This window comes from Pseudomonas meliae, assembly GCF_001400515.1.
Classification (GTDB): Bacteria; Pseudomonadota; Gammaproteobacteria; order Pseudomonadales; family Pseudomonadaceae; genus Aquipseudomonas; species Aquipseudomonas amygdali.
This window is the reverse complement of record NZ_LJQT01000253.1, coordinates 1-18448: the sequence shown is the minus strand read 5'-3', so window position 1 is coordinate 18448 and position 18448 is coordinate 1. Positions and strand designations below refer to the sequence as shown.

Genomic DNA, 18448 nt, shown 5'->3' with positions numbered 1-18448 from the left:
AATTCCTATGCATGAACACCGTCGACACCTGACCGATCTCTTCAGCCAAGACCAACACCGGCATCAGCAACGCGGCCGCCAACAAACCTTTCATAAAATAGTCCTTTTTTGCAGCCTCGAGTCAGACGAGGATCAGATTGTCCCGATGAATCAGCTCAGGCTCGGCCATATAGCCCAGCTCACGCACGATGGCTTCGGAAGAGTGACCAATGATTTTCTGGGCTTCGATGGCACTGTAGTTGCTCAGCCCACGAGCGATCTCGCGACCGTCCGGGGCGACGCATACCACCATCTCGCCACGCCGGAAGCTGCCCTGCACCAGCTTGACACCCACCGGCAGCAGACTTTTCTGATCCTTGGCCAGCGCCGCAACAGCGCCATCGTCCAGCACCAGCGTGCCGCGAGTCTGCAGGTGCCCTGCCAGCCACTGCTTGCGCGCCGCGAGCATACCGCGCTCGGGAGACAGCAATGTACCCAAACGCTCGCCACCCTTGAGCCGCGCCAGCACACGCTCGATACGCCCGCCGACAATGACGGTATGCGCACCGGAACGCGCCGCCAGACGCGCAGCGCGCAACTTGGTCTGCATACCACCGCGCCCCAGTGCGCCGCCTGTACCACCGGCCACAGCATCAAGCGCCGGATCATCGGCGCGCGCTTCGTAAATGAGTTGTGCATCTGGGTTGTTGCGCGGATCAGCGTCGAACATGCCGTCGCGGTCAGTCAGGATGACCAGCAGATCGGCCTCGACCAGATTGGCAACCAGCGCCGCCAGCGTGTCGTTATCGCCAAAACGGATTTCGTCGGTGACCACTGTGTCGTTTTCGTTGATGACCGGCACAACCCCAAGCTCGACCAGCGTGCGCAGGGTACTGCGGGCATTGAGGTAGCGCTTGCGGTCCGACAGGTCGTCATGGGTCAGCAGAATTTGCGCGGTATGCCGGCCATGCTCGGCAAAACTCGATTCCCACGCCTGTACCAAGCCCATCTGACCGATGGCCGCAGCAGCCTGGAGCTCATGCATGGCGCTGGGTCGAGCCGTCCAGCCAAGACGGCTCATACCGGCAGCCACTGCTCCGGAAGACACCAGCACCAGCTCGACACCCGCCTCATGCAGCGCCACCATCTGCTCCACCCAAACACCCATGGCGTTGCGATCCAGCCCCTTGCCATCCGCGGTCAGCAAGGCACTGCCAATCTTCACAACCCAGCGCTGGGCGCCCGTCACTTTGCTGCGCATCTTCTTCCAACCTTAGCCAGAGATTTTCAAATTCGGGATACAAAAACGCCGCTGACAATCGTAGCGGCGTTCAAGTTTACTTCAAGCGATCAGTCACGGACGTAAATGATTTCCGGACCGTCTTCATCGTCCACATCTTCTTCGTCCCAGTCATCGTCACCGATGTCATGCACACTCTTCACGCCGCTGCGACGCAGTGCACGCTGATCATCCAGCGCCTGCAACTGAGCACGGGCTTCGTCTTCGATGCGCTGATCCAGCTCGGCCAGCTCTTCAGCATAACCAGGCTCCTCGGCGATACGCTGGCTGCGCTCTTCGAGGTAACGCATGATGTCGCGGGTCAACTGCTCGGTGCCTTCTTTGGCAATCGCAGAGATCACGTAAACAGGGCCGGTCCACTCCAGACGATCAACGATCTCCTGCTTGCGCGCTTCCTGCTCCTCTTCGAGGATCTGGTCACACTTGTTCAGCACCAGCCAGCGATCACGCTCGGCCAGCGACGGGCTGAATTTTTCCAGCTCGTTGACGATCACTTCGGCGGCATCCGGAGCACTGCTTTCATCCAGCGGCGCCATATCGACGAGGTGCAACAGCAGGCGGGTACGCGCCAGATGCTTGAGGAAGCGAATCCCCAGACCGGCACCATCGGATGCACCTTCGATCAGACCTGGAATGTCGGCCACCACAAAGCTCTTCCAGCGATCGACACTGACAACGCCCAGGTTTGGCACCAGCGTGGTGAATGGATAGTCGGCGACTTTTGGCTTGGCAGCGGATACCGAGCGAATGAAGGTGCTCTTGCCAGCGTTTGGCAAGCCCAGCAAACCAACATCGGCCAGCACTTTCAGCTCAAGCTTGAGATCACGCTGATCACCCGGCTTGCCCGGCGTGGTCTGACGCGGAGCACGGTTGGTACTGGATTTGAACCGAGTGTTACCCAGGCCGTGCCAGCCGCCCTGGGCGACCATCAGGCGCTGACCATCTTTAGTCAGGTCACCGATGATTTCCTGGGTAGTGGCGTCGATGATGGTGGTCCCGACCGGCACACGCAGTACCAGCTCCTCACCCTTGCGACCCGTGCAGTCTGCGCTGCCGCCATTGGAGCCGCGCTCGGCATCGAAGTGACGGGTGTAACGGTAGTCGACCAGCGTATTCAGGTTGACGTCGGCGACCATGAAGATCGAGCCACCATCACCACCATCACCACCATTCGGACCACCGTTTTCAATGAATTTTTCGCGACGGAAGCTCATGCAACCGTTGCCACCGTCACCGGCTTTTACTCGAATGGATACTTCATCTACAAATTTCATAACGCACGCCTCCCGCCACAGGGACGAGCAGAACCACATAAATTACATAAGACTCTTGCAAAAATGAGCGTTGCGATACCGATCAGAAACCAGCGACACCAAGGGTCAACATCACAACAGCCCGCACAAACAGTTTTGCAAGAGACTCACCTGCCTCTCTACCTCTACAAACAAAAAAGCCCCGTCGCAAGACAGGGCTTTTAAGCAACTGCGTGATTACGCTGCGGAGACTTCAGTCTTCGGAACGATGCTCACGTAGCGGCGACCGAAGGCGCCCTTGACCTGAAACTTGATCACGCCTTCCACTTTCGCGAACAGGGTGTGATCCTTACCCATGCCAACGCCGTAGCCAGCGTGGAATTGGGTACCGCGCTGACGCACGATGATGTTGCCAGGAATGATAGCCTGGCCGCCATACATCTTCACGCCAAGGCGTTTGGCTTCTGAGTCGCGCCCGTTACGGGTACTACCACCAGCTTTTTTGTGTGCCATGAGTCAATTCTCCAAATGAGGATTAGGCTGAATTAAGCCTGAATACCTGTGATTTTGATCTCGGTGTACCACTGGCGGTGACCCATACGCTTCATGTGGTGCTTACGACGACGGAACTTGATGATACGAACCTTATCGTGACGACCTTGCGAAACCACTTCAGCCACAACGGTAGCGCCAGCAACAACTGGAGCACCGATGTTGACGTCGTCGCCATTGCCAACCAGCAGAACGCGGTCGAAAGTGACGGATTCGCCAGTAGCGATTTCCAGTTTTTCAATTTTCAGGTATTCACCTGGGGCGACTTTGTACTGCTTGCCACCGGTAACAATTACTGCGTACATGGTATTTCTCCGAAAATCCTGCTCACCCAGCTCTTTATTAAGAAGAGTATCGGCTGGCATGGCTGCATGGGGCTGGAACGGCCCGTTTGCATTGCGTAAGGCAGGTGCTGCCCAGGAAAGTTAGGGTGCGCGATTGTACGCAAGGCATTCGTGTGTTGCAAGAGGCGGGTCGTCATACCTTGACACGCTCTACCCCGCGACCTAGCATGCGGCGCAACCTATCCGGAGCACGTGTCGCTGATGCAACCCCAAGCCTTCTATCGCGCGGTGGCGGACGACTTTAGTGCCGTTGACCTTATCATCAAAAAGCAACTGACGTCGCGCGTACCGCTGGTCTCGAAAATCGGTGATTACATTACGTCGGCAGGCGGCAAGCGTCTGCGTCCGTTGCTGGTACTGCTGTGTGGCAAGGCGCTGGGCCGCGAAGGCGATGACCTTCGCCTGCTGGCCGCCACCATCGAATTCCTCCACACCGCAACCCTGCTGCATGACGACGTCGTCGACATGTCCGGCATGCGTCGTGGCCGATCCACCGCCAACGCGCTGTGGGGCAATGCGCCCAGCGTGCTGGTGGGTGACTTCCTGTATTCGCGCTCGTTCGAAATGATGGTCGAACTGGGCTCGATGGAAGTCATGAGAATCCTGTCCAAGGCGACCCGTATCATTGCCGAAGGCGAAGTGCTGCAGTTGTCGAAGATTCGCGACGCCAGCACCACTGAAGAAACCTACATGGAAGTGATTCGCGGCAAGACAGCCATGCTGTTCGAAGCCTCGACTCACAGTGCCGCAGCCCTGTGCAACGCACCAGAGGTACAGAGCGAAGCGCTACGCACCTTCGGCGACCATCTGGGCGTGGCTTTCCAGCTGGTCGATGACTTGCTGGACTACCGTGGCGATGCCGAAACCCTGGGCAAGAACGTCGGCGACGACCTTGCCGAAGGCAAGCCTACCCTGCCGCTGATCTACACCATGCGTGAAGGCAGCCCGGAGCAGGCCGCGCTGGTTCGTCAGGCGATCCAGAAAGGTGGTCTGGAAGATCTGGAAAGCATCCGCAATGCTGTGGAAAGCGCTGGAGCGCTGGACTACACCGCACAACTGGCCCGTGACTATGCCGCCCGCGCGATTGCCTGTCTGGACACCCTGCCGCCCAGCGAGTACCGGGATGCACTGGTCGAGCTGAGCGAGTTTGCGGTCGCCCGCACACACTGACAGCCATCGCAGCCGAAAAGCCCGTCCAGCGTGACGGGCTTTGCCCATCGCGCTCAAGCACCTTCAGTGTGTGTAGCCAGCAAGTTTCTCCTGCATGAAATCCAGAAAACACTGAATCCTCAACGCCAGTCGCGAATTGCGGTAGTACACGGCATGAATCGGCTGACGATAGCCACTTTTGGCGCCCTTCAACAGACAGACCAGCCGCCCCTCGCGCAGGTCATCATTGGTCATGAAGTCGGAAAGACAGGCGATCCCCACGCCCTCCAGCACCAGATGGCGCAAGGTGTCACCGCTGGATGCCGAAATGGCAGGCTTGATGGACAGGCGATCGCCCTCAGCGTGGCGCAACGGCCATTGATTGAGAGATTCCACGTGTGTGAAACCGACCAATACATGTTGCGCCAGGTCTTCTGCGGTTTTCGGGGAGCCGTGGCGTTGCAGGTAAGCCGGGCTGGCGACGATATTCAGCAGGCAACTGCCCAGCGAGCGGGCATGCAGGGTCGAGTCAGGCAGCACGCCGATTCGAATGGCAATATCGGTGCTCTGCTCAAGCAGGTCGATGAACCAGTCATCACTGTTGAGTTCCAGTTCGATATCCGGGTAACGCTGACGAAACTCCGCCACATGCGGCACGATGCAATGCAGCATGAACGGTGACGCGGCATTGATACGCAAGCGGCCGGCGGGCGTCTGCCGGGAGGAAGAGAGCCTTTCTTCCAGGCTTTCCATCTGCTCGATAATATGGCGGGCCCGTTCCAGAAAGAACTTGCCCTCCTCGGTCAGGTCCATGCGCCGCGTCGTGCGGTTGATCAGCGTGGTTTCAAGCTTGGCTTCCAGACGCGACAGGGTACGGCTGACACCGGAGGGCGTCTGGCCCATTTTCTCTGCCGCCGCGGAAATCGAACCGCTTTCGATGACCGAGACAAACACCTGCAATTCATCAGATCTGGCTTTCACTGTTGTCCCCTGCTCAACGCTCAGAGGATATTAGCGCTGTTCAGTGCAAAGGTTGTGCTTACTGCGCACCAAACACTTTGCCCAGGTGAGCTTCGTAACGCTGCACATCCGCTTCGATATTCGGCATTTTCATCACGTCCACTGCCAGAAACGTCGGCAGCCCGGTCATACCCAGAAACTCGTTGGCCTTGTGAAACGGGAAGTACACCGCGTCGACGCCCTTGGCCTCGAAGAAATCAGAAGCGTCATCGAAGGCTTTCTGTGGCGCATTCCAGGTCGCGGAAATCATGTATTGCTTGCCCTGCAGCAAGCCACCGCTACCATACGTCTGCGACGCATCCGAACGGGTGCGGCCGTCATTGGCGTACAGGCTGCCGTGCCCTTCGGTGAACACTTCATCAATGTATTTTTTCACTGTCCATGGCGCACCCATCCACCAGCCAGGCATTTGCCAGACGATGACATCGGCCCAGAGAAACTTCTGCACTTCCTCGGCCACGTTGTAACCGCCGTCAATGAAGGTTTCCTTCACATCAAAACCGGCACGGTCCATGAACGCCACACCAGCCTGATGCAGGGTTGCGTTGTAACGACCATCGGAGTGCGCGAACTGCTTGCCGCCGTTGAGGAACAATACTTTTTTCATGGCTGATCTCTCGCTACCCGACCCCGCCCGTCTTGAGGCTGAGGTGGAGGTGATTAATGGATGAGCCGAGAGTAAAGAGATGTGCACCCATGAGTAAGACAGCGAAGGGCAAAATACTCTTGCTTCACAGTCACGAATGGCGTTAAGACTATTGAGAAAAATGCCTGAGCGGATGAAGACAGGTTTACCCCTTCAGGCTCAACCCTTTATCAGCAGGTGCAGCCCCAACAGCCCCATGCCGATGAAGAACACGCGCTTGAACAGCATCGCGCTGATTCGCTGGCGCAGCCATTGCCCCAGCAGCATGCCCAACAGGGCTGGCATCAGCGCCAATGTGGATGCGCCCAGTTCCGCGCCGCCCAGCGCACCGTTCCACGACAAGCCCGCTGCCAACGCCAGCGTGGAAACAGTGAAGGACAACCCCAGCGCCTGCACCAGTTGATTGCGTTCAAGCCCCAAGGTCTGCAAATAAGGCACCACGGGAATCACGAACACGCCGGTGGCCGAAGCGATAACCCCGGTAATAAGGCCGCACAACGGCCCCAGCCAGCGCTCTTTGGCGGCCGCGACCCTGAAGGTCGGCAGCAACAGCCCGCTCAATGCATAAAGAAACAGCGCACCGCCCAATGCTCGCGTCATCGAATGACTGCCGCTCATGCCAAGCCAGAAAGCCCCGGCCAGAGTGCCGATGAAAATCATGCTCAGCATCGGCCATAGCCGCTTCAGCAAAGGCCGCAGATTGCCACCCGTCGCCAGTTGCCAGACATTGGTGAACGTCGACGGGATGATCAGTAACGCGGCAGCCTGCGCCGGCAGCATGGCCAGCCCCAGCAACCCCATTGCCACCGTAGGCAAACCCAGGCCGATGACACCCTTGACCGTTCCGGCCAGCAGAAAGGTGCCGATCACCAGAGCCGAAAGGCCCCAGCCCAGCGTTTGATAGAAATCGAGAATCGAGTGCATGGCGTCCCTTGCCAGATGGATAGAGGTCGAGGCTTAACCTTTTACTGAGCGCTCGCGCAGGTAGGCCAGCACTTGCGCTTGATCACCTGCGAATTCGATACGCGCCGCCTTGTGTTCGCGCTGGTAAGCGTACATAGGGTCGTAATATTCGCCGAGCAGCCCTTCGATCCAGCCTCGGTGCAGATCGACCTTACCGCTGCGCTGTTGCTCTTCCAGCGCTGCCTGCATAAGGCTGGACAAGCGTTGATGACGCTCGCCGCCGAGGCGCTTGTGAATGTTGTTCAGGCTTTGCAACAGACGCTCGGCGAACAGGCCAAAGCCCTGCGATTCGCCTTTGACGCTGATGAACTCTGCGCAGAGGTTGACCACATAATCCGCCAGAATGCGCTCGACGCGGTTCTCGAAGCTGTCTTCCAGCCAGACCATCGGGCAGCCTTGCATTGCTTGATGAAGCTCCAGCGGCACGTTGCAACTGCCGACCAGACGGCTTTCATCTTCCACGACGAATTGTTCGATACCGGCTGCGCGCTTCTTGAGCAAATCGATGGCCAGACGGTTCTCGAAGTCGATCTGCGCCGGTTGTCCGGTGGCTCGCTTGCCGAAGCTGGAGCCGCGGTGATTGGCGATGCGCTCGAGGTCCAGACTGTTGCGCAGTTGCGTCAATACTTCGGTCTTGCCCGTGCCGGTCATTCCGCCGAGCACGACGATATCGCACTCGCTCACTGCCTCGTGCAGGGTATCCAGCAGGAACGTGCGCATCGCCTTGTAGCCGCCAAGAACCCGTGGGTAGTCGACCCCGGCATCCTTCAGCCAGCGCTGGACCGTCTGCGAGCGCAGGCCGCCACGAACGCAGTACAGGTAGCCATCCGGATTCGCCCTGGCGAACTCGATCCACGCGCGGACACGTTCATCCTTGACCTGACCACAGACCAATTGATGCCCGAGCTGGATAGCGGCGTCCTGGCCATGTTGCTTGTAGCAGGTGCCGACCTTCTGCCGCTCGATGTCGTTCATCAGCGGCAGGTTGATCACGCCCGGAAACGCGCCCTTGGAGAACTCGACCGGAGCGCGCGCGTCCATCATCGGCACGTCATTGAGAAAAAGTGTGCGGTAGTCGCTGCTGTTGTCGGCCATCAGAACACCTCGACGGCGTGGGTCTGTCGCTCACGCAGGGTGCCGATAGGGTTGAGCAGCAGGCCCAGTTCGGCAGCCACCGTCAGAAACTCCGCTTCCCCTTCAGGGCTGACCGCGACCAGCAGACCGCCGCTGGTCTGTGGGTCGCACAGCAGGTCGCGCTGGGCATCGCTCAGCGCAGCGATCCTGTCGCCATAGCTTTCAAAATTGCGCAACGTGCCGCCCGGCACACAGCCCTCGGCAATGTAATGCTCGACGCCGGGCAGGCGCGGTACAGCGGCGTAATCCAGACGAGCGGTCAGGCCTGCGCCGTCCGCCATTTCAACCAGATGCCCGAGCAGGCCGAAGCCGGTGACATCGGTCATGGCCTGCACTCCGTCGAGCTTGCCGAAACGGCTGCCCGGCTTGTTCAGGGTACACATCCAGTCACGCGCCAGACCGATGTCTTCATCGCGCAACCTGGATTTCTTCTCGGCAGTAGTGAGAATGCCAATGCCCAACGGCTTGGTCAGGTACAGCGTGCACCCCGCCTGGACGGTGTCGTTGCGTTTCATGTGCTTTTTCTGCACCACGCCAGTTACAGCCAGACCGAAGATCGGCTCAGGCGCGTCGATGGAGTGCCCGCCCGCCAGCGGAATACCGGCAGCGTCGCAGACGGCACGACCACCGCGAATGACTTCACGAGCGACCTCGGGCGGCAGCACGTTGACCGGCCAGCCGAGAATGGCGATGGCCATCAGCGGGTCGCCGCCCATCGCGTAGATATCGCTGATGGCATTGGTCGCGGCGATACGGCCGAAGTCGAACGGGTCATCGACGATGGGCATAAAGAAGTCAGTGGTCGAGACCACGCCGCGCTCGTCATCCAGTGCATAGACCGCCGCGTCATCGCGCGAGGCATTGCCGACCCAGAGCTTGGGGTCGAGGTTCTGCGCGCCGCTGCCCGCGAGGATCACGTCCAGCACCCTGGGGGAAATCTTGCAGCCACACCCTGCTCCGTGACTGTACTGGGTCAGGCGGATTGGCTCGTTCATCGCGACACTCTCGGTTACCGGGAAACAGGCTGCGGAGTCTAGGGGCTGTTCCCTTATCAGCGCAAACCGCATCGCCCATCGGTTGTGCCTCAGGGCCGAGAACCTGCTGAACTGGCCTTTCTCGCCATGCCTCTTATAATCCCCGCGCATCACCACCGAATTCTGTGAAGCGCCGCCTGCTGATGCACGCGGGCTTTGCCTTATCCTTCTTCCGCTATTGAACCGGAGAACCTCCATGCTCAAGCGTACCCTGGCGCTCGCCGCCGGCCTTGCCCTGTCCTTCTCCGCGCTGACCAGCCATGCGACCGACACCCTTCGCGTCTCGGCCATTCCTGATGAAGCGCCCACCGAACTGCTACGCAAGTTCAAGCCGCTGGGTGCCTATCTGGAACAACGCCTGGGCATGAAAGTCGAGTTCGTTCCGGTCGCCGATTACCCGGCAGTGGTCGAGGCGCTGGCCACTAACCGGCTCGACATGGCCTGGCTGGGCGGCTTCACCTTCGTTCAGGTTAACCTCAAGACCGGTAACGCCGTGCCGCTGGTACAGCGTGAGCAGGACGCCAAGTTCACCAGCAAATTCATCACCTCCGATCCGGACGTGAAAACCCTGGCAGACCTCAAGGGCAAGACGTTTGCCTTTGGCTCGGTGTCGTCCACTTCCGGCAGCCTGATGCCGCGTTATTTCATGCTCAAGGAAAACATCAAGCCGGAAACGTTCTTCAGCCGCGTCGCCTACTCCGGCGCGCATGACGCAACCGCTGCCTGGGTTCAGGCGGGCAAGGTCGATGCGGGCGTGCTCAACGCCAGCGTGTGGGACAAACTGGTCGCCAGCGGCAAGGTCGACACCAGCAAGGTTCACGTCTTCCAGACCACGCCAACGTATTTCGACTACAACTGGACTGTACGCGGCAGCCTCGACCCGGCGCTGGCGGCGAAGATCAAACAGGCCTTCCTTGACCTTGACCCGGCCAACCCGGAGCAGAAGGCAATCCTTGATCTTCAGGCTGCCAGCCGCTTCATCGAGACCAAACCAGAGAACTACAAAGGCATCGAAGAAGCCGCTCGCGCTGCCGACCTGCTGAAATGACCCTGCGTCTGTCCGGCATCGAACTGCGCCACAGCGACGGCACACTGGCGTTGCGCGGTCTTGATCTGAACATCGCTGGTGGCGAGCGGGTCGCGATCATCGGGCCGTCTGGTGCGGGCAAGACAACGCTGCTCAACCTGCTGGCCAGCGCGTTGCCGCCCAGTGCCGGACAACTGGAAGTGCTGGGGGCTGATCCCTGGCAGCTCTCCAGCAAACGCCGCCAGCGACTGCGCAGCCGCATTGCGCTGGTCCATCAGGCACCGCCGTTACCCGCGCGCCAGCGGGTCATCACTGCAGTGTCGGCGGGCAAACTTGGTCAATGGGGGCTGGGCAAAAGTCTGCTGAACCTGCTGCACCCACTGGACGTTTCTGGCACCCGCGAAGTGCTGGCACGTCTGGACCTCGCGGACAAACTGTTCGAGCGCTGCCAGCAGTTGTCTGGCGGGCAGCTGCAACGCGTTGGCATCGCCCGCGCCTTGTATCAGGCACCTGAACTGCTGCTGGCCGACGAGCCGGTTTCGGCGATGGACCCGCGTCTGGCCGATCACACCCTTGCGCTGTTATGCCAGCACGCCATCGAGCACCACGTGACGCTGGTCGCCAGCCTGCATGCGGTGGAGCTGGCGCTGGCGCACTTTCCGCGAATCATCGGGGTGCGCGACGGGCGAATTCACTTCGACCTTGCCGCCAGCGAGGTCGGCCGGGAGCATCTCGACACGCTGTATGCCAACGAACAACTCAGCCCTCAGCCTGGCCCGGATGTGTCTGAAACACCCTGGACGCCGCGATGCTGACTCAGGATCAGCGCGACCCGGCGGCAACGCCACGCCTGTTGCTGACGCTGCTGGCTGTCGCCCTGCTCTGGCCGGGCATTCGTCTGGCCGAACTGAATCCGCTGGTACTGCTGCAAGCCGATAATGCGCGGACGATGGGCAGCTTTCTCGCTGGGTTCTGGCCTGTAGCGCACTCTGCAGAATTCCTCGGGCTGTTGCTGGAGGCGACATTGCAAACGCTGGCTATCGCCACGGCTGGCATCGCCCTTGCTCTGCTGCTGGCTGTACCGGCAAGCCTGCTCGCCAGCAAGGCGCTGTCCCTGTCGGCCGCCTCACGCGGCGGGCGTCCCGGCTGGCTCGGCCAATGCCTGCGCTGGCCGGTGCGCGGCATGTTGATCTTCCTGCGCAGCGTGCCGGAAATCGTCTGGGCCCTGCTGTTCGTGCGCGCGGTCGGCCTGGGCCCAACGGCGGGCGTGCTGGCCATCGCCATCACCTATGCAGGCATGCTCGGTAAGGTATACGCCGAGATTTTCGAATCGGTGGACCAACGCCCGGCCCACGCGCTGCTCCAGGCCGGCAGCGGACGGCTGACCGCGCTGGCCTACGGCATCCTGCACAATGCGGCAGCCGAGCTGACTTCCTACACTGTGTACCGCTGGGAGTGCGCTGTGCGCGCTTCGGTGGTCATGGGTTTCGTCGGAGCAGGCGGACTGGGTCAGCAGATCGACCTGTCGATGCGTATGTTCGCAGGCGATGAGGTGGCAAGCATGCTGCTGACCTTCTTGTTGCTGGTGCTGCTCGCTGATCAGCTCAGTCGCCTGTTGCGCAGGCGGTTAATATGAAGCGCACGGGCAACCTGCTGCTGTTGCTGGCGATGGTTACGGCAGTGATCGCATCGTTTGTGTACCTCGGGCTGGACCTCTTCACCCTGGGCAGTCATGACAACCTGACGCAGATGGGCCGTTACGCATTGCGCTTCATGAGCCCGGACCTCAGCAGTGAGCATTTGCAGGCAATCGGCCAGGGCGCTCTGGAAACGCTGGCCATGTCGGCACTTGGCACGTTGCTGGCTGCTATCGCAGGTTTGTTGCTGGCATTGCCCGCTGCCGGTCGCCTGGGCTGGCCGTTGCGCAGCGTGAGTCGTCTGCTGCTCAATGCACTGCGTGCCATTCCGGAACTGGTGTGGGCCGTGTTGATGGTGCTGGCTGCCGGGCTCGGCCCCAATGCAGGCACGCTGGCGCTGGCACTGCACACCACGGGCGTTCTGGGCCGTCTGTTTGCCGAGGCGCTGGAAAATACCGCGCCGCAACCCGCTGCAGCGATTCGTCTGCAGGGCGGCAGTGCCTGGCAGGCGTTCAGCTACGGCACCCTGCCCAACCTCTGGCCACAGCTGCTGGCGTATACGCTGTATCGCTGGGAGAACAACATTCGCATGGCCAGCGTGCTGGGTTTTGTTGGCGCGGGTGGGTTGGGCCAGATGCTTTACATAAGTCTCAGCCTGTTTCAGGAAGCGCAGGCCAGCACCGTGATTCTGGCGATGCTGATCCTGGTGTTCGCCGTTGACGCGTTGAGCGGCTGGAGCAGACAGCGTTGGGTAAGCAACTGACCCGGCACCAGAAACGAAAACGCCACGGTCCTGAAGCTCGGAACCGTGGCGTGATCACAGAGTGACTCAGTAGCCCAGTGACAACCCGGTGTTGCGACGCGGGTCGTTGGCACCGTAGAAGCGGTTGTTACCGACCGGTTTGCCGCCCAGCGAAGGCGCGCCGACCAGAATCGCTGCCACATGATTGAGTGGCTGCGGACCGGCAAACTTGTGGCCCCAGCTCTCAAGAATCTTCAGTGTGTCGGGGCTGACCGCGAAGGTATCGATGTTGGTCGCCTCAGGCTGCCATTGCTGATGGAAACGCGGCGCGTCCACGGCTTCCTGAATGTTCATGCCATAGTCGATGACGTTGAGCATGGTCAGCAACGTCGCGGTGATGATGCGACTGCCGCCCGGCGTGCCGACAACCATCACGGCCTTGCCGTCCTTGGTGACGATGGTCGGGCTCATCGAAGACAGCGGCGTCTTGCCCGGCGCGATGGCGTTGGCTTCGCCCTGCACCAGACCGTACATGTTGGGCACGCCGACCTTGACGGTGAAGTCATCCATTTCGTCGTTGAGAATCACACCGGTCTTGCTGGCCATGACGCCCGCGCCGAACCAGTTGTTCAGGGTGTAGGTCACCGAGACCGCATTGCCCCATTTGTCGACGATCGAATAATGGGTGGTGTTGCTGCCTTCGTGCGGCGCGACGCCCGGTTTGATCTTGTTCGAGTCGCCAGCCTTTTGCGGCTCGATGGCCTCACGCAGCTTGGCCGCGTACTTCACGTCCAGCAGGTGCTCGACCGGGTTCTTGACGAAATCGGGGTCGCCCAGATAGCTGTTGCGGTCTACGTATGCATGACGCATGGCTTCGATCTGATAATGCATACCCTGCGCCGAGCGGAAGCCCAGCTCTTTCATCGGGTAGCCCTCGAGGATGTTGAGAATCTGGCAGATGACCACGCCACCGGAACTTGGAGGTGGCGCTGACACGACGTGGTAGCCACGGTAGTCGCATTCGACCGGAGCCAACTCGCGGGTCTTGTAATGGTCAAGGTCGGCCTGGGTGATGATGCCCTTGCCAGCCTGGCTTGAATCGACCAGCGCCTTGGCGACCCAGCCTTTGTAGAAACCATCGCTGCCCTTGTCGGAGATTTCTTTAAGGGTCTTGGCCAGGTCTTTCTGCACCAGTTTCTGACCGACCTGCATCGGCTCGCCCTTGTCGAGGAAGATCGACCCGGAGTCGGCCATGTCTGCCTTGAACACATCCGTGGCGCTCGACAGCATGTCGACGTCGCCCTGGCCCAGCACAAAACCTTCCTCGGCCAGCTTGATCGCCGGGGCGATGACTTCTTCGCGTTTGCGGGTGCCGTACTTGCTCAGAGCCATTTCCATGCCGGACACGGTGCCCGGCACGCCAACGGCCAGATGACCTTTGGCACTGAGATCAGGAATGACCTTGCCGTCCTTGTCCAGGTACATGTTGGCCGTCGCGGCCAGAGGTGCCTTTTCGCGGAAGTCGAGGAAAGTCTTGCGCCCGTCGGCCAGTTGAATGGTCATGAAACCACCGCCGCCCAGGTTGCCGGCCGCAGGGTAGACCACCGCCAGCGCATAGCCAACCGCTACCGCAGCATCGACAGCGTTGCCGCCAGCCTTGAGCACATCGACACCCACATGGGTAGCCAGGTGCTGAGCCGTCACAACCATACCGTTTTCGGCGGCAACCGGGGCTTGTGATGCAGCAAATGAGGGGGAATAAGCGACAATCAGTGCCGTCGCGATCAACGATCTGGCGAGGGGTTCGAACTTCATGGTCGATCTCTTCTTTTTCTGGGTCAGGGACGTTTGATGAGTGAAGCGCCAGCCTCCAGGCGAGGATGCGGCGCTTCTCGTCGAAGCGTACCGAGCATCCCTGCGCTGATCTGACGAGGTCCAAAGTAGCCGGTTCTGCCACGTTTTCCTAATGTAAAAACCGGATACAAAGCTACGCCCCACTGATTCCCGACATGGGTGACGCCTAGGCTTTCGGGCGATACCCCTCAATGATCGCCGAGAAATCCTTGCCGCCATCGCCACGCAGGCTCATGGCTTGGTACAGCTGTTGCGCCACGGCGCCGAGAATGACCGGTTGATGCGCAGCGCGCGCAGCCTCGGTTGCCAGGCCAAGATCCTTGAGCATCAACTCAGCGCCAAAGCCGCCGCTGTAACCGCGTGACGCTGGAGCGGTTTCGACAATGCCAGGCCACGGGTTGTAGGCCTCGGAACTCCAGCAACGGCCAGTCGAGGTATTGATGATGCCGGCCAGCACATGGGTATCGATGCCCAGCGCATTGCCCAATGCCATGGACTCGGACACGCCGATCATGGAAATCGCCAGCAGCATGTTGTTGCAGATCTTGGCAATCTGGCCGGTGCCCACCTCGCCACAATGCACGATGTTACGGCCCATCTGCTCCAGCACCGGTTTGAGCACGGCAAAATGCTCGGCAGATCCGCCGACCATGAACGTCAACGTCCCGGCCTGCGCGCCACCGGTGCCGCCTGACACCGGCGCGTCGCCCAACACCACGCCTTGCTGTGCGGCGACAGCGGTGATTTCACGGATGGTCTGCGGGTCGATGGTGCTGCAATCAACCGCCGGAACGCCGGGCGAAATGCCTTTCAACACCCCGTCGTCGTTCAGGTACACGCTACGCACATGCGCCGCTGCGGGCAGCATGGTGATGACCAGCTCACTGCCCTGAGCCGCCTGCGCGGGTGAGTCACTGACCTGTGCGCCCAGCTCGGCGAACTCAGCCAGTACGCTCTTGTTGAGGTCGAACACCTGCAAGCTGTGTCCGGCCTTGATCAGGTTGCGGGCCATGGGCGCGCCCATGTTGCCCAGACCGATAAATGCGATGTTCATTATTGTTCTCCTGGCCTGGCTGAGAGGCTGTGCTCAACGCAAATTGATCGTGGTATTCACGCCGTCGTTCACGCTGTCGTCATCGAACCAGCGGCTGGTAACGGTTTTGGTCTGAGTGTAGAACTGCACCACCTGTTTGCCATACGGTCCCAGGTCACCCAGTTTGGAACCTCGCGAGCCGGTGAAGCTGAAAAACGGCACCGGTACCGGAATCGGAATATTGATCCCGACCTGCCCGACATCGATCTCGCTTTGAAACTTGCGCGCCGCCGCGCCGCTCTGGGTGAACAAGCCAGTGCCGTTGCCGAACGGGTTGGCGTTAACCAGCGCGATAGCCTCATCGAGGGTATCGACCTCCAGCACAACCAGCACCGGACCGAAAATCTCCTGGGTGTAGATCTGCATGTCGGTGGTGACACCCGAGAACAGCGTCGGCCCTACGAAGTTGCCGCCCTCGTAACCCAGCACCGAAACCTCCCGACCATCCAGTTCAAGCGTCGCGCCTTCACGCACACCGCTCTCGATGAGGTCCAGAATGCGCTGCTTTGCCTTTCTGGAAATCACTGGCCCGATGTCCGTGCCCGCCTCCTGACCGGCATTGACCTTGAGTTTCTGCGCCCGCGCCTTGAGGTCCGGCAGCCACTGTTTCGACGCACCGACCAGCACCACCACGGAGGTCGCCATGCAACGCTGGCCCGCGGCACCGAAACCTGCGCCCACCATTGCATTCAGCGTTTGCTCACGGTTGGCATCCGGCAGCACGACCGCGTGATTCTTCGCGCCCATCATCGCCTGCACACGCTTGCCGTGCCGACCAGCCAGATCGTAGACATGCGTGCCGACAGCGGTCGAACCGACAAAGGAAACAGCCTTGATGTCCTTGTGAGTGCAGATCGCGTCCACCACGTCCTTGCCGCCATGCACCACATTCAGCACGCCGACCGGCACTCCGGCCTCAATCGCCAGTTCAACCAGTAACAGCGTCGACAGCGGGTCCTGCTCAGAAGGTTTGAGGACAAAGGTATTGCCACAGGCAATCGCCATCGGAAACATCCACAGCGGAATCATCGCTGGGAAGTTGAAAGGCGTGATCCCCGCGCAGACGCCGATGGGCTGGCGCAAGGTGTAGGTGTCCACACCACTGGCAACGTTTTCGGCAAACTCGCCCATTTGCAGCGTGCCGATCGAACACGCGTGCTCGACCACCTCAAGGCCGCGAAAAATATCGCCCTCGGCATCGGCCAGGGTCTTGCCTTGCTCGGCACTCAATACTGCCGCAATGCGTTTGGAGTGTTCGCGGATCAGCGCCTGCAATTTGAGCATGATGCGCATACGCACACCGACAGGCGTTTCGCGCCAGGTGCGATAGGCCGCGTGAGCAGCAGCGACGGCAGCGTCCACTTCACTGGCCGTGGCAAATGGCACCTGAGCGAGGATTTCCTGAGTGGCCGGGTTGACGATGTCTTGCCATTCACTGCTTTGCGAGTCTATCCACTCGCCGTTGATCAGCAGTTTTACGCGAGCAATGGTGGTTGTGGTGTCGTTCAACGAGACGTTCATTTCAGCGGTTCTCCCTTCAGCAAACCACGCATCCAGCGCATGTGCAGATGGATCGCCGTGGTCTCCCGGCAGTCTTGTTTTTGAGTTGGTCAGGGGGCGTGCTTTGGAGTATAGATGTGCAAACTTCTAACAAGAATGCAGATAAAAGCAGGGTCAACATGCAAAAAAACATCACCTCCCTGGGGCTGTTGAACTGGGATGACCTGAAGTTTTTCCTCGAAGTGGCACGCACCCGTAAAGTCAGCAGCGCAGCCCGGCACCTGGCCGTTGACTACACCACCGTGTCACGACGCATCAACTCGCTGGAAACCTCGCTCGGCACATTGCTGTTCGAAAAGTCGCGCAACAACGGCTTCATCATGACCGCCGAAGGTCAGCGCCTGCTGGGTTACGCCGAGTCCATCGAAAGCACGCTGCACATGGCCTGCGAACAGGTTTCCGGGTCCAGCGTCGCGTTATCCGGGCATATCCGCATGGGCTGCACCGAAGGCTTCGGCAGCTTTTTCATCACCCCGCAACTGAGCCACTTTCTCGACAGCTACCCGAGCATTTCGCTGGATATCCTGCCGCTGCCGCACTTCATCAGCCTCTCGAAACGCGAGGCTGACATCGTCATCGCCCTGGAGCGCCCGGAACACGGCCCCTACGTGTGTTGCAAACTCTGCGACTACAGCCTGCGCCTGTATGCGACCCAGGCGTATCTGGATAGCCACACGGCCATCGAGCAAAAAGCCGACCTGAGCGGACACGTCTTCATCAGCTACGTCGACGATCTGGCGTTCAGCTCCGAGCTGCTGTACCTGAGCAACCTGCTGCCCAACGCCCAGGCACAACTGCGCAGCACCAGCGTCATCGCCCAATACACCGCCGCGCTACAAGGCCGCGCACTGGCGATCCTGCCGTGCTTTCTGGCCGCCCAGGACCCGCGACTGCTGCCGGTGCTGGCGGAAGAAGTGAACATTACTCGACAATTCTGGATGTATTGCCGCGAGGACCTGCGCAAGTTGAAGCGGATCACGTTGCTGTGGGATTACATTCGGGAAGTGACGGAGTTGAATAAGGGTTTTTTGTTGGGGGAAAATTGCGCTGTCCGCTTCCTTCAGTGACAGATTTTCAAGGGATCAGGTGGCCTTTAGTAGCGGGGCAGACCGGAATTGGCGGTTTGTCACACGGATGCTGGTCCGAGACTGTCAGAAATTT

At 60.1% G+C, this 18448-nt stretch carries 18 protein-coding genes; 6 read left to right on the top strand and 12 right to left on the bottom strand.

Annotated elements, in window-relative coordinates:
- Positions 1 to 121: 121 nt before the first annotated feature.
- The 4 genes from proB to rplU form a co-directional block, all read right to left on the bottom strand.
- Entirely contained in the window at positions 122 to 1240 is a 1119-nt protein-coding gene (proB, locus tag ALO64_RS11735; RefSeq protein WP_002551974.1) for a glutamate 5-kinase, read from the bottom strand.
- An 89-nt stretch (positions 1241 to 1329) separates the two neighbouring features.
- Positions 1330 to 2553: an Obg family GTPase CgtA gene (gene cgtA, locus ALO64_RS11730; protein ID WP_002551973.1), complete on the bottom strand. Its 1224-nt coding sequence runs from the start codon at positions 2551 to 2553 to the stop codon at positions 1330 to 1332.
- 216 nt (positions 2554 to 2769) lie between these two features.
- Positions 2770 to 3045 (bottom strand): 50S ribosomal protein L27, encoded by a 276-nt coding sequence (rpmA, locus tag ALO64_RS11725; protein ID WP_002551972.1) that lies wholly within the window; start codon positions 3043 to 3045, stop codon positions 2770 to 2772.
- A 32-nt stretch (positions 3046 to 3077) separates the two neighbouring features.
- On the bottom strand, positions 3078 to 3389 hold the full coding sequence (gene rplU / locus ALO64_RS11720; protein ID WP_002551971.1) for a 50S ribosomal protein L21: 312 nt from the start codon (positions 3387 to 3389) through the stop codon (positions 3078 to 3080).
- A 240-nt stretch (positions 3390 to 3629) separates the two neighbouring features.
- Here rplU and ALO64_RS11715 point away from each other — a divergent pair, with 240 nt between their 5' ends.
- On the top strand, positions 3630 to 4598 hold the full coding sequence (locus tag ALO64_RS11715) for a polyprenyl synthetase family protein (protein WP_002551970.1): 969 nt from the start codon (positions 3630 to 3632) through the stop codon (positions 4596 to 4598).
- A 63-nt stretch (positions 4599 to 4661) separates the two neighbouring features.
- Here ALO64_RS11715 and ALO64_RS11710 read toward each other — a convergent pair whose 3' ends face one another.
- From ALO64_RS11710 to selD, 5 genes are all read right to left on the bottom strand, one after another.
- Positions 4662 to 5558 (bottom strand): LysR family transcriptional regulator, encoded by an 897-nt coding sequence (locus ALO64_RS11710; RefSeq protein ID WP_044343844.1) that lies wholly within the window; start codon positions 5556 to 5558, stop codon positions 4662 to 4664.
- A gap of 58 nt (positions 5559 to 5616) precedes the next feature.
- Entirely contained in the window at positions 5617 to 6204 is a 588-nt protein-coding gene (locus ALO64_RS11705; RefSeq protein WP_005733829.1) for an NAD(P)H-dependent oxidoreductase, read from the bottom strand.
- Between the two features lie 198 nt (positions 6205 to 6402).
- Positions 6403 to 7167 (bottom strand): sulfite exporter TauE/SafE family protein, encoded by a 765-nt coding sequence (locus ALO64_RS11700; RefSeq protein WP_044343843.1) that lies wholly within the window; start codon positions 7165 to 7167, stop codon positions 6403 to 6405.
- Positions 7168 to 7200: 33 nt separating this feature from the next.
- On the bottom strand, positions 7201 to 8301 hold the full coding sequence (mnmH, locus tag ALO64_RS11695; RefSeq protein ID WP_044343842.1) for a tRNA 2-selenouridine(34) synthase MnmH: 1101 nt from the start codon (positions 8299 to 8301) through the stop codon (positions 7201 to 7203).
- Positions 8301 to 9335, bottom strand: a complete 1035-nt coding sequence (gene selD / locus ALO64_RS11690) for a selenide, water dikinase SelD (RefSeq protein ID WP_044343841.1) — start codon at positions 9333 to 9335, stop codon at positions 8301 to 8303. Before selD ends, mnmH begins: the two co-directional genes overlap by 1 nt.
- A gap of 235 nt (positions 9336 to 9570) precedes the next feature.
- Between selD and ALO64_RS11685 the strand changes: the two genes are divergently transcribed.
- Genes ALO64_RS11685 through phnE form a run of 4 tightly spaced genes read left to right on the top strand, consistent with a single transcriptional unit; the run spans position 9571 to position 12801 of the window.
- The gene (locus ALO64_RS11685) at positions 9571 to 10422 is read left to right on the top strand and encodes a putative selenate ABC transporter substrate-binding protein (protein WP_044343840.1); all 852 of its coding nucleotides are present in this window, start codon (positions 9571 to 9573) and stop codon (positions 10420 to 10422) included.
- On the top strand, positions 10419 to 11216 hold the full coding sequence (locus ALO64_RS11680; RefSeq protein ID WP_044343839.1) for a phosphonate ABC transporter ATP-binding protein: 798 nt from the start codon (positions 10419 to 10421) through the stop codon (positions 11214 to 11216). Before ALO64_RS11685 ends, ALO64_RS11680 begins: the two co-directional genes overlap by 4 nt.
- Positions 11210 to 12037 (top strand): PhnE/PtxC family ABC transporter permease, encoded by an 828-nt coding sequence (locus ALO64_RS11675; RefSeq protein ID WP_044343838.1) that lies wholly within the window; start codon positions 11210 to 11212, stop codon positions 12035 to 12037. The genes ALO64_RS11680 and ALO64_RS11675 overlap by 7 nt, the downstream gene beginning before the upstream one ends.
- Complete coding sequence (gene phnE / locus ALO64_RS11670; protein ID WP_044343837.1) at positions 12034 to 12801, top strand: phosphonate ABC transporter, permease protein PhnE; 768 nt, start codon at positions 12034 to 12036, stop codon at positions 12799 to 12801. Before ALO64_RS11675 ends, phnE begins: the two co-directional genes overlap by 4 nt.
- A gap of 66 nt (positions 12802 to 12867) precedes the next feature.
- Here phnE and ggt read toward each other — a convergent pair whose 3' ends face one another.
- The 3 genes from ggt to ALO64_RS11655 form a co-directional block, all read right to left on the bottom strand.
- Positions 12868 to 14595, bottom strand: a complete 1728-nt coding sequence (gene ggt, locus ALO64_RS11665; RefSeq protein WP_002551960.1) for a gamma-glutamyltransferase — start codon at positions 14593 to 14595, stop codon at positions 12868 to 12870.
- A gap of 205 nt (positions 14596 to 14800) precedes the next feature.
- A complete protein-coding gene (gene mmsB, locus ALO64_RS11660; protein ID WP_005733821.1) occupies positions 14801 to 15688 on the bottom strand; it encodes a 3-hydroxyisobutyrate dehydrogenase in 888 nt (295 codons plus the stop codon).
- Positions 15689 to 15721: 33 nt separating this feature from the next.
- Positions 15722 to 17248: a CoA-acylating methylmalonate-semialdehyde dehydrogenase gene (locus ALO64_RS11655; RefSeq protein ID WP_044343836.1), complete on the bottom strand. Its 1527-nt coding sequence runs from the start codon at positions 17246 to 17248 to the stop codon at positions 15722 to 15724.
- 158 nt (positions 17249 to 17406) lie between these two features.
- Between ALO64_RS11655 and ALO64_RS11650 the strand changes: the two genes are divergently transcribed.
- Positions 17407 to 18354 carry a LysR family transcriptional regulator gene (locus ALO64_RS11650; RefSeq protein ID WP_044343835.1) on the top strand — a complete coding sequence of 316 codons (948 nt, stop codon included), beginning with the start codon at positions 17407 to 17409 and terminating at the stop codon, positions 18352 to 18354.
- Positions 18355 to 18448 lie beyond the last annotated feature (94 nt).

Coding starts and splice junctions, on each gene's coding strand:
- proB (WP_002551974.1), bottom strand. CDS start 1,240: ATGCGCAGCAAAGTGACGGGCGCCCAGCGCTGGGTTGTGAAGATTGGC.
- cgtA (WP_002551973.1), bottom strand. CDS start 2,553: ATGAAATTTGTAGATGAAGTATCCATTCGAGTAAAAGCCGGTGACGGT.
- rpmA (WP_002551972.1), bottom strand. CDS start 3,045: ATGGCACACAAAAAAGCTGGTGGTAGTACCCGTAACGGGCGCGACTCA.
- rplU (WP_002551971.1), bottom strand. CDS start 3,389: ATGTACGCAGTAATTGTTACCGGTGGCAAGCAGTACAAAGTCGCCCCA.
- ALO64_RS11715 (WP_002551970.1), top strand. CDS start 3,630: ATGCAACCCCAAGCCTTCTATCGCGCGGTGGCGGACGACTTTAGTGCC.
- ALO64_RS11705 (WP_005733829.1), bottom strand. CDS start 6,204: ATGAAAAAAGTATTGTTCCTCAACGGCGGCAAGCAGTTCGCGCACTCC.
- ALO64_RS11700 (WP_044343843.1), bottom strand. CDS start 7,167: ATGCACTCGATTCTCGATTTCTATCAAACGCTGGGCTGGGGCCTTTCG.
- mnmH (WP_044343842.1), bottom strand. CDS start 8,301: ATGGCCGACAACAGCAGCGACTACCGCACACTTTTTCTCAATGACGTG.
- selD (WP_044343841.1), bottom strand. CDS start 9,335: ATGAACGAGCCAATCCGCCTGACCCAGTACAGTCACGGAGCAGGGTGT.
- ALO64_RS11685 (WP_044343840.1), top strand. CDS start 9,571: ATGCTCAAGCGTACCCTGGCGCTCGCCGCCGGCCTTGCCCTGTCCTTC.
- ALO64_RS11680 (WP_044343839.1), top strand. CDS start 10,419: ATGACCCTGCGTCTGTCCGGCATCGAACTGCGCCACAGCGACGGCACA.
- ALO64_RS11675 (WP_044343838.1), top strand. CDS start 11,210: ATGCTGACTCAGGATCAGCGCGACCCGGCGGCAACGCCACGCCTGTTG.
- phnE (WP_044343837.1), top strand. CDS start 12,034: ATGAAGCGCACGGGCAACCTGCTGCTGTTGCTGGCGATGGTTACGGCA.
- ggt (WP_002551960.1), bottom strand. CDS start 14,595: ATGAAGTTCGAACCCCTCGCCAGATCGTTGATCGCGACGGCACTGATT.
- mmsB (WP_005733821.1), bottom strand. CDS start 15,688: ATGAACATCGCATTTATCGGTCTGGGCAACATGGGCGCGCCCATGGCC.
- ALO64_RS11655 (WP_044343836.1), bottom strand. CDS start 17,248: ATGAACGTCTCGTTGAACGACACCACAACCACCATTGCTCGCGTAAAA.
- ALO64_RS11650 (WP_044343835.1), top strand. CDS start 17,407: ATGCAAAAAAACATCACCTCCCTGGGGCTGTTGAACTGGGATGACCTG.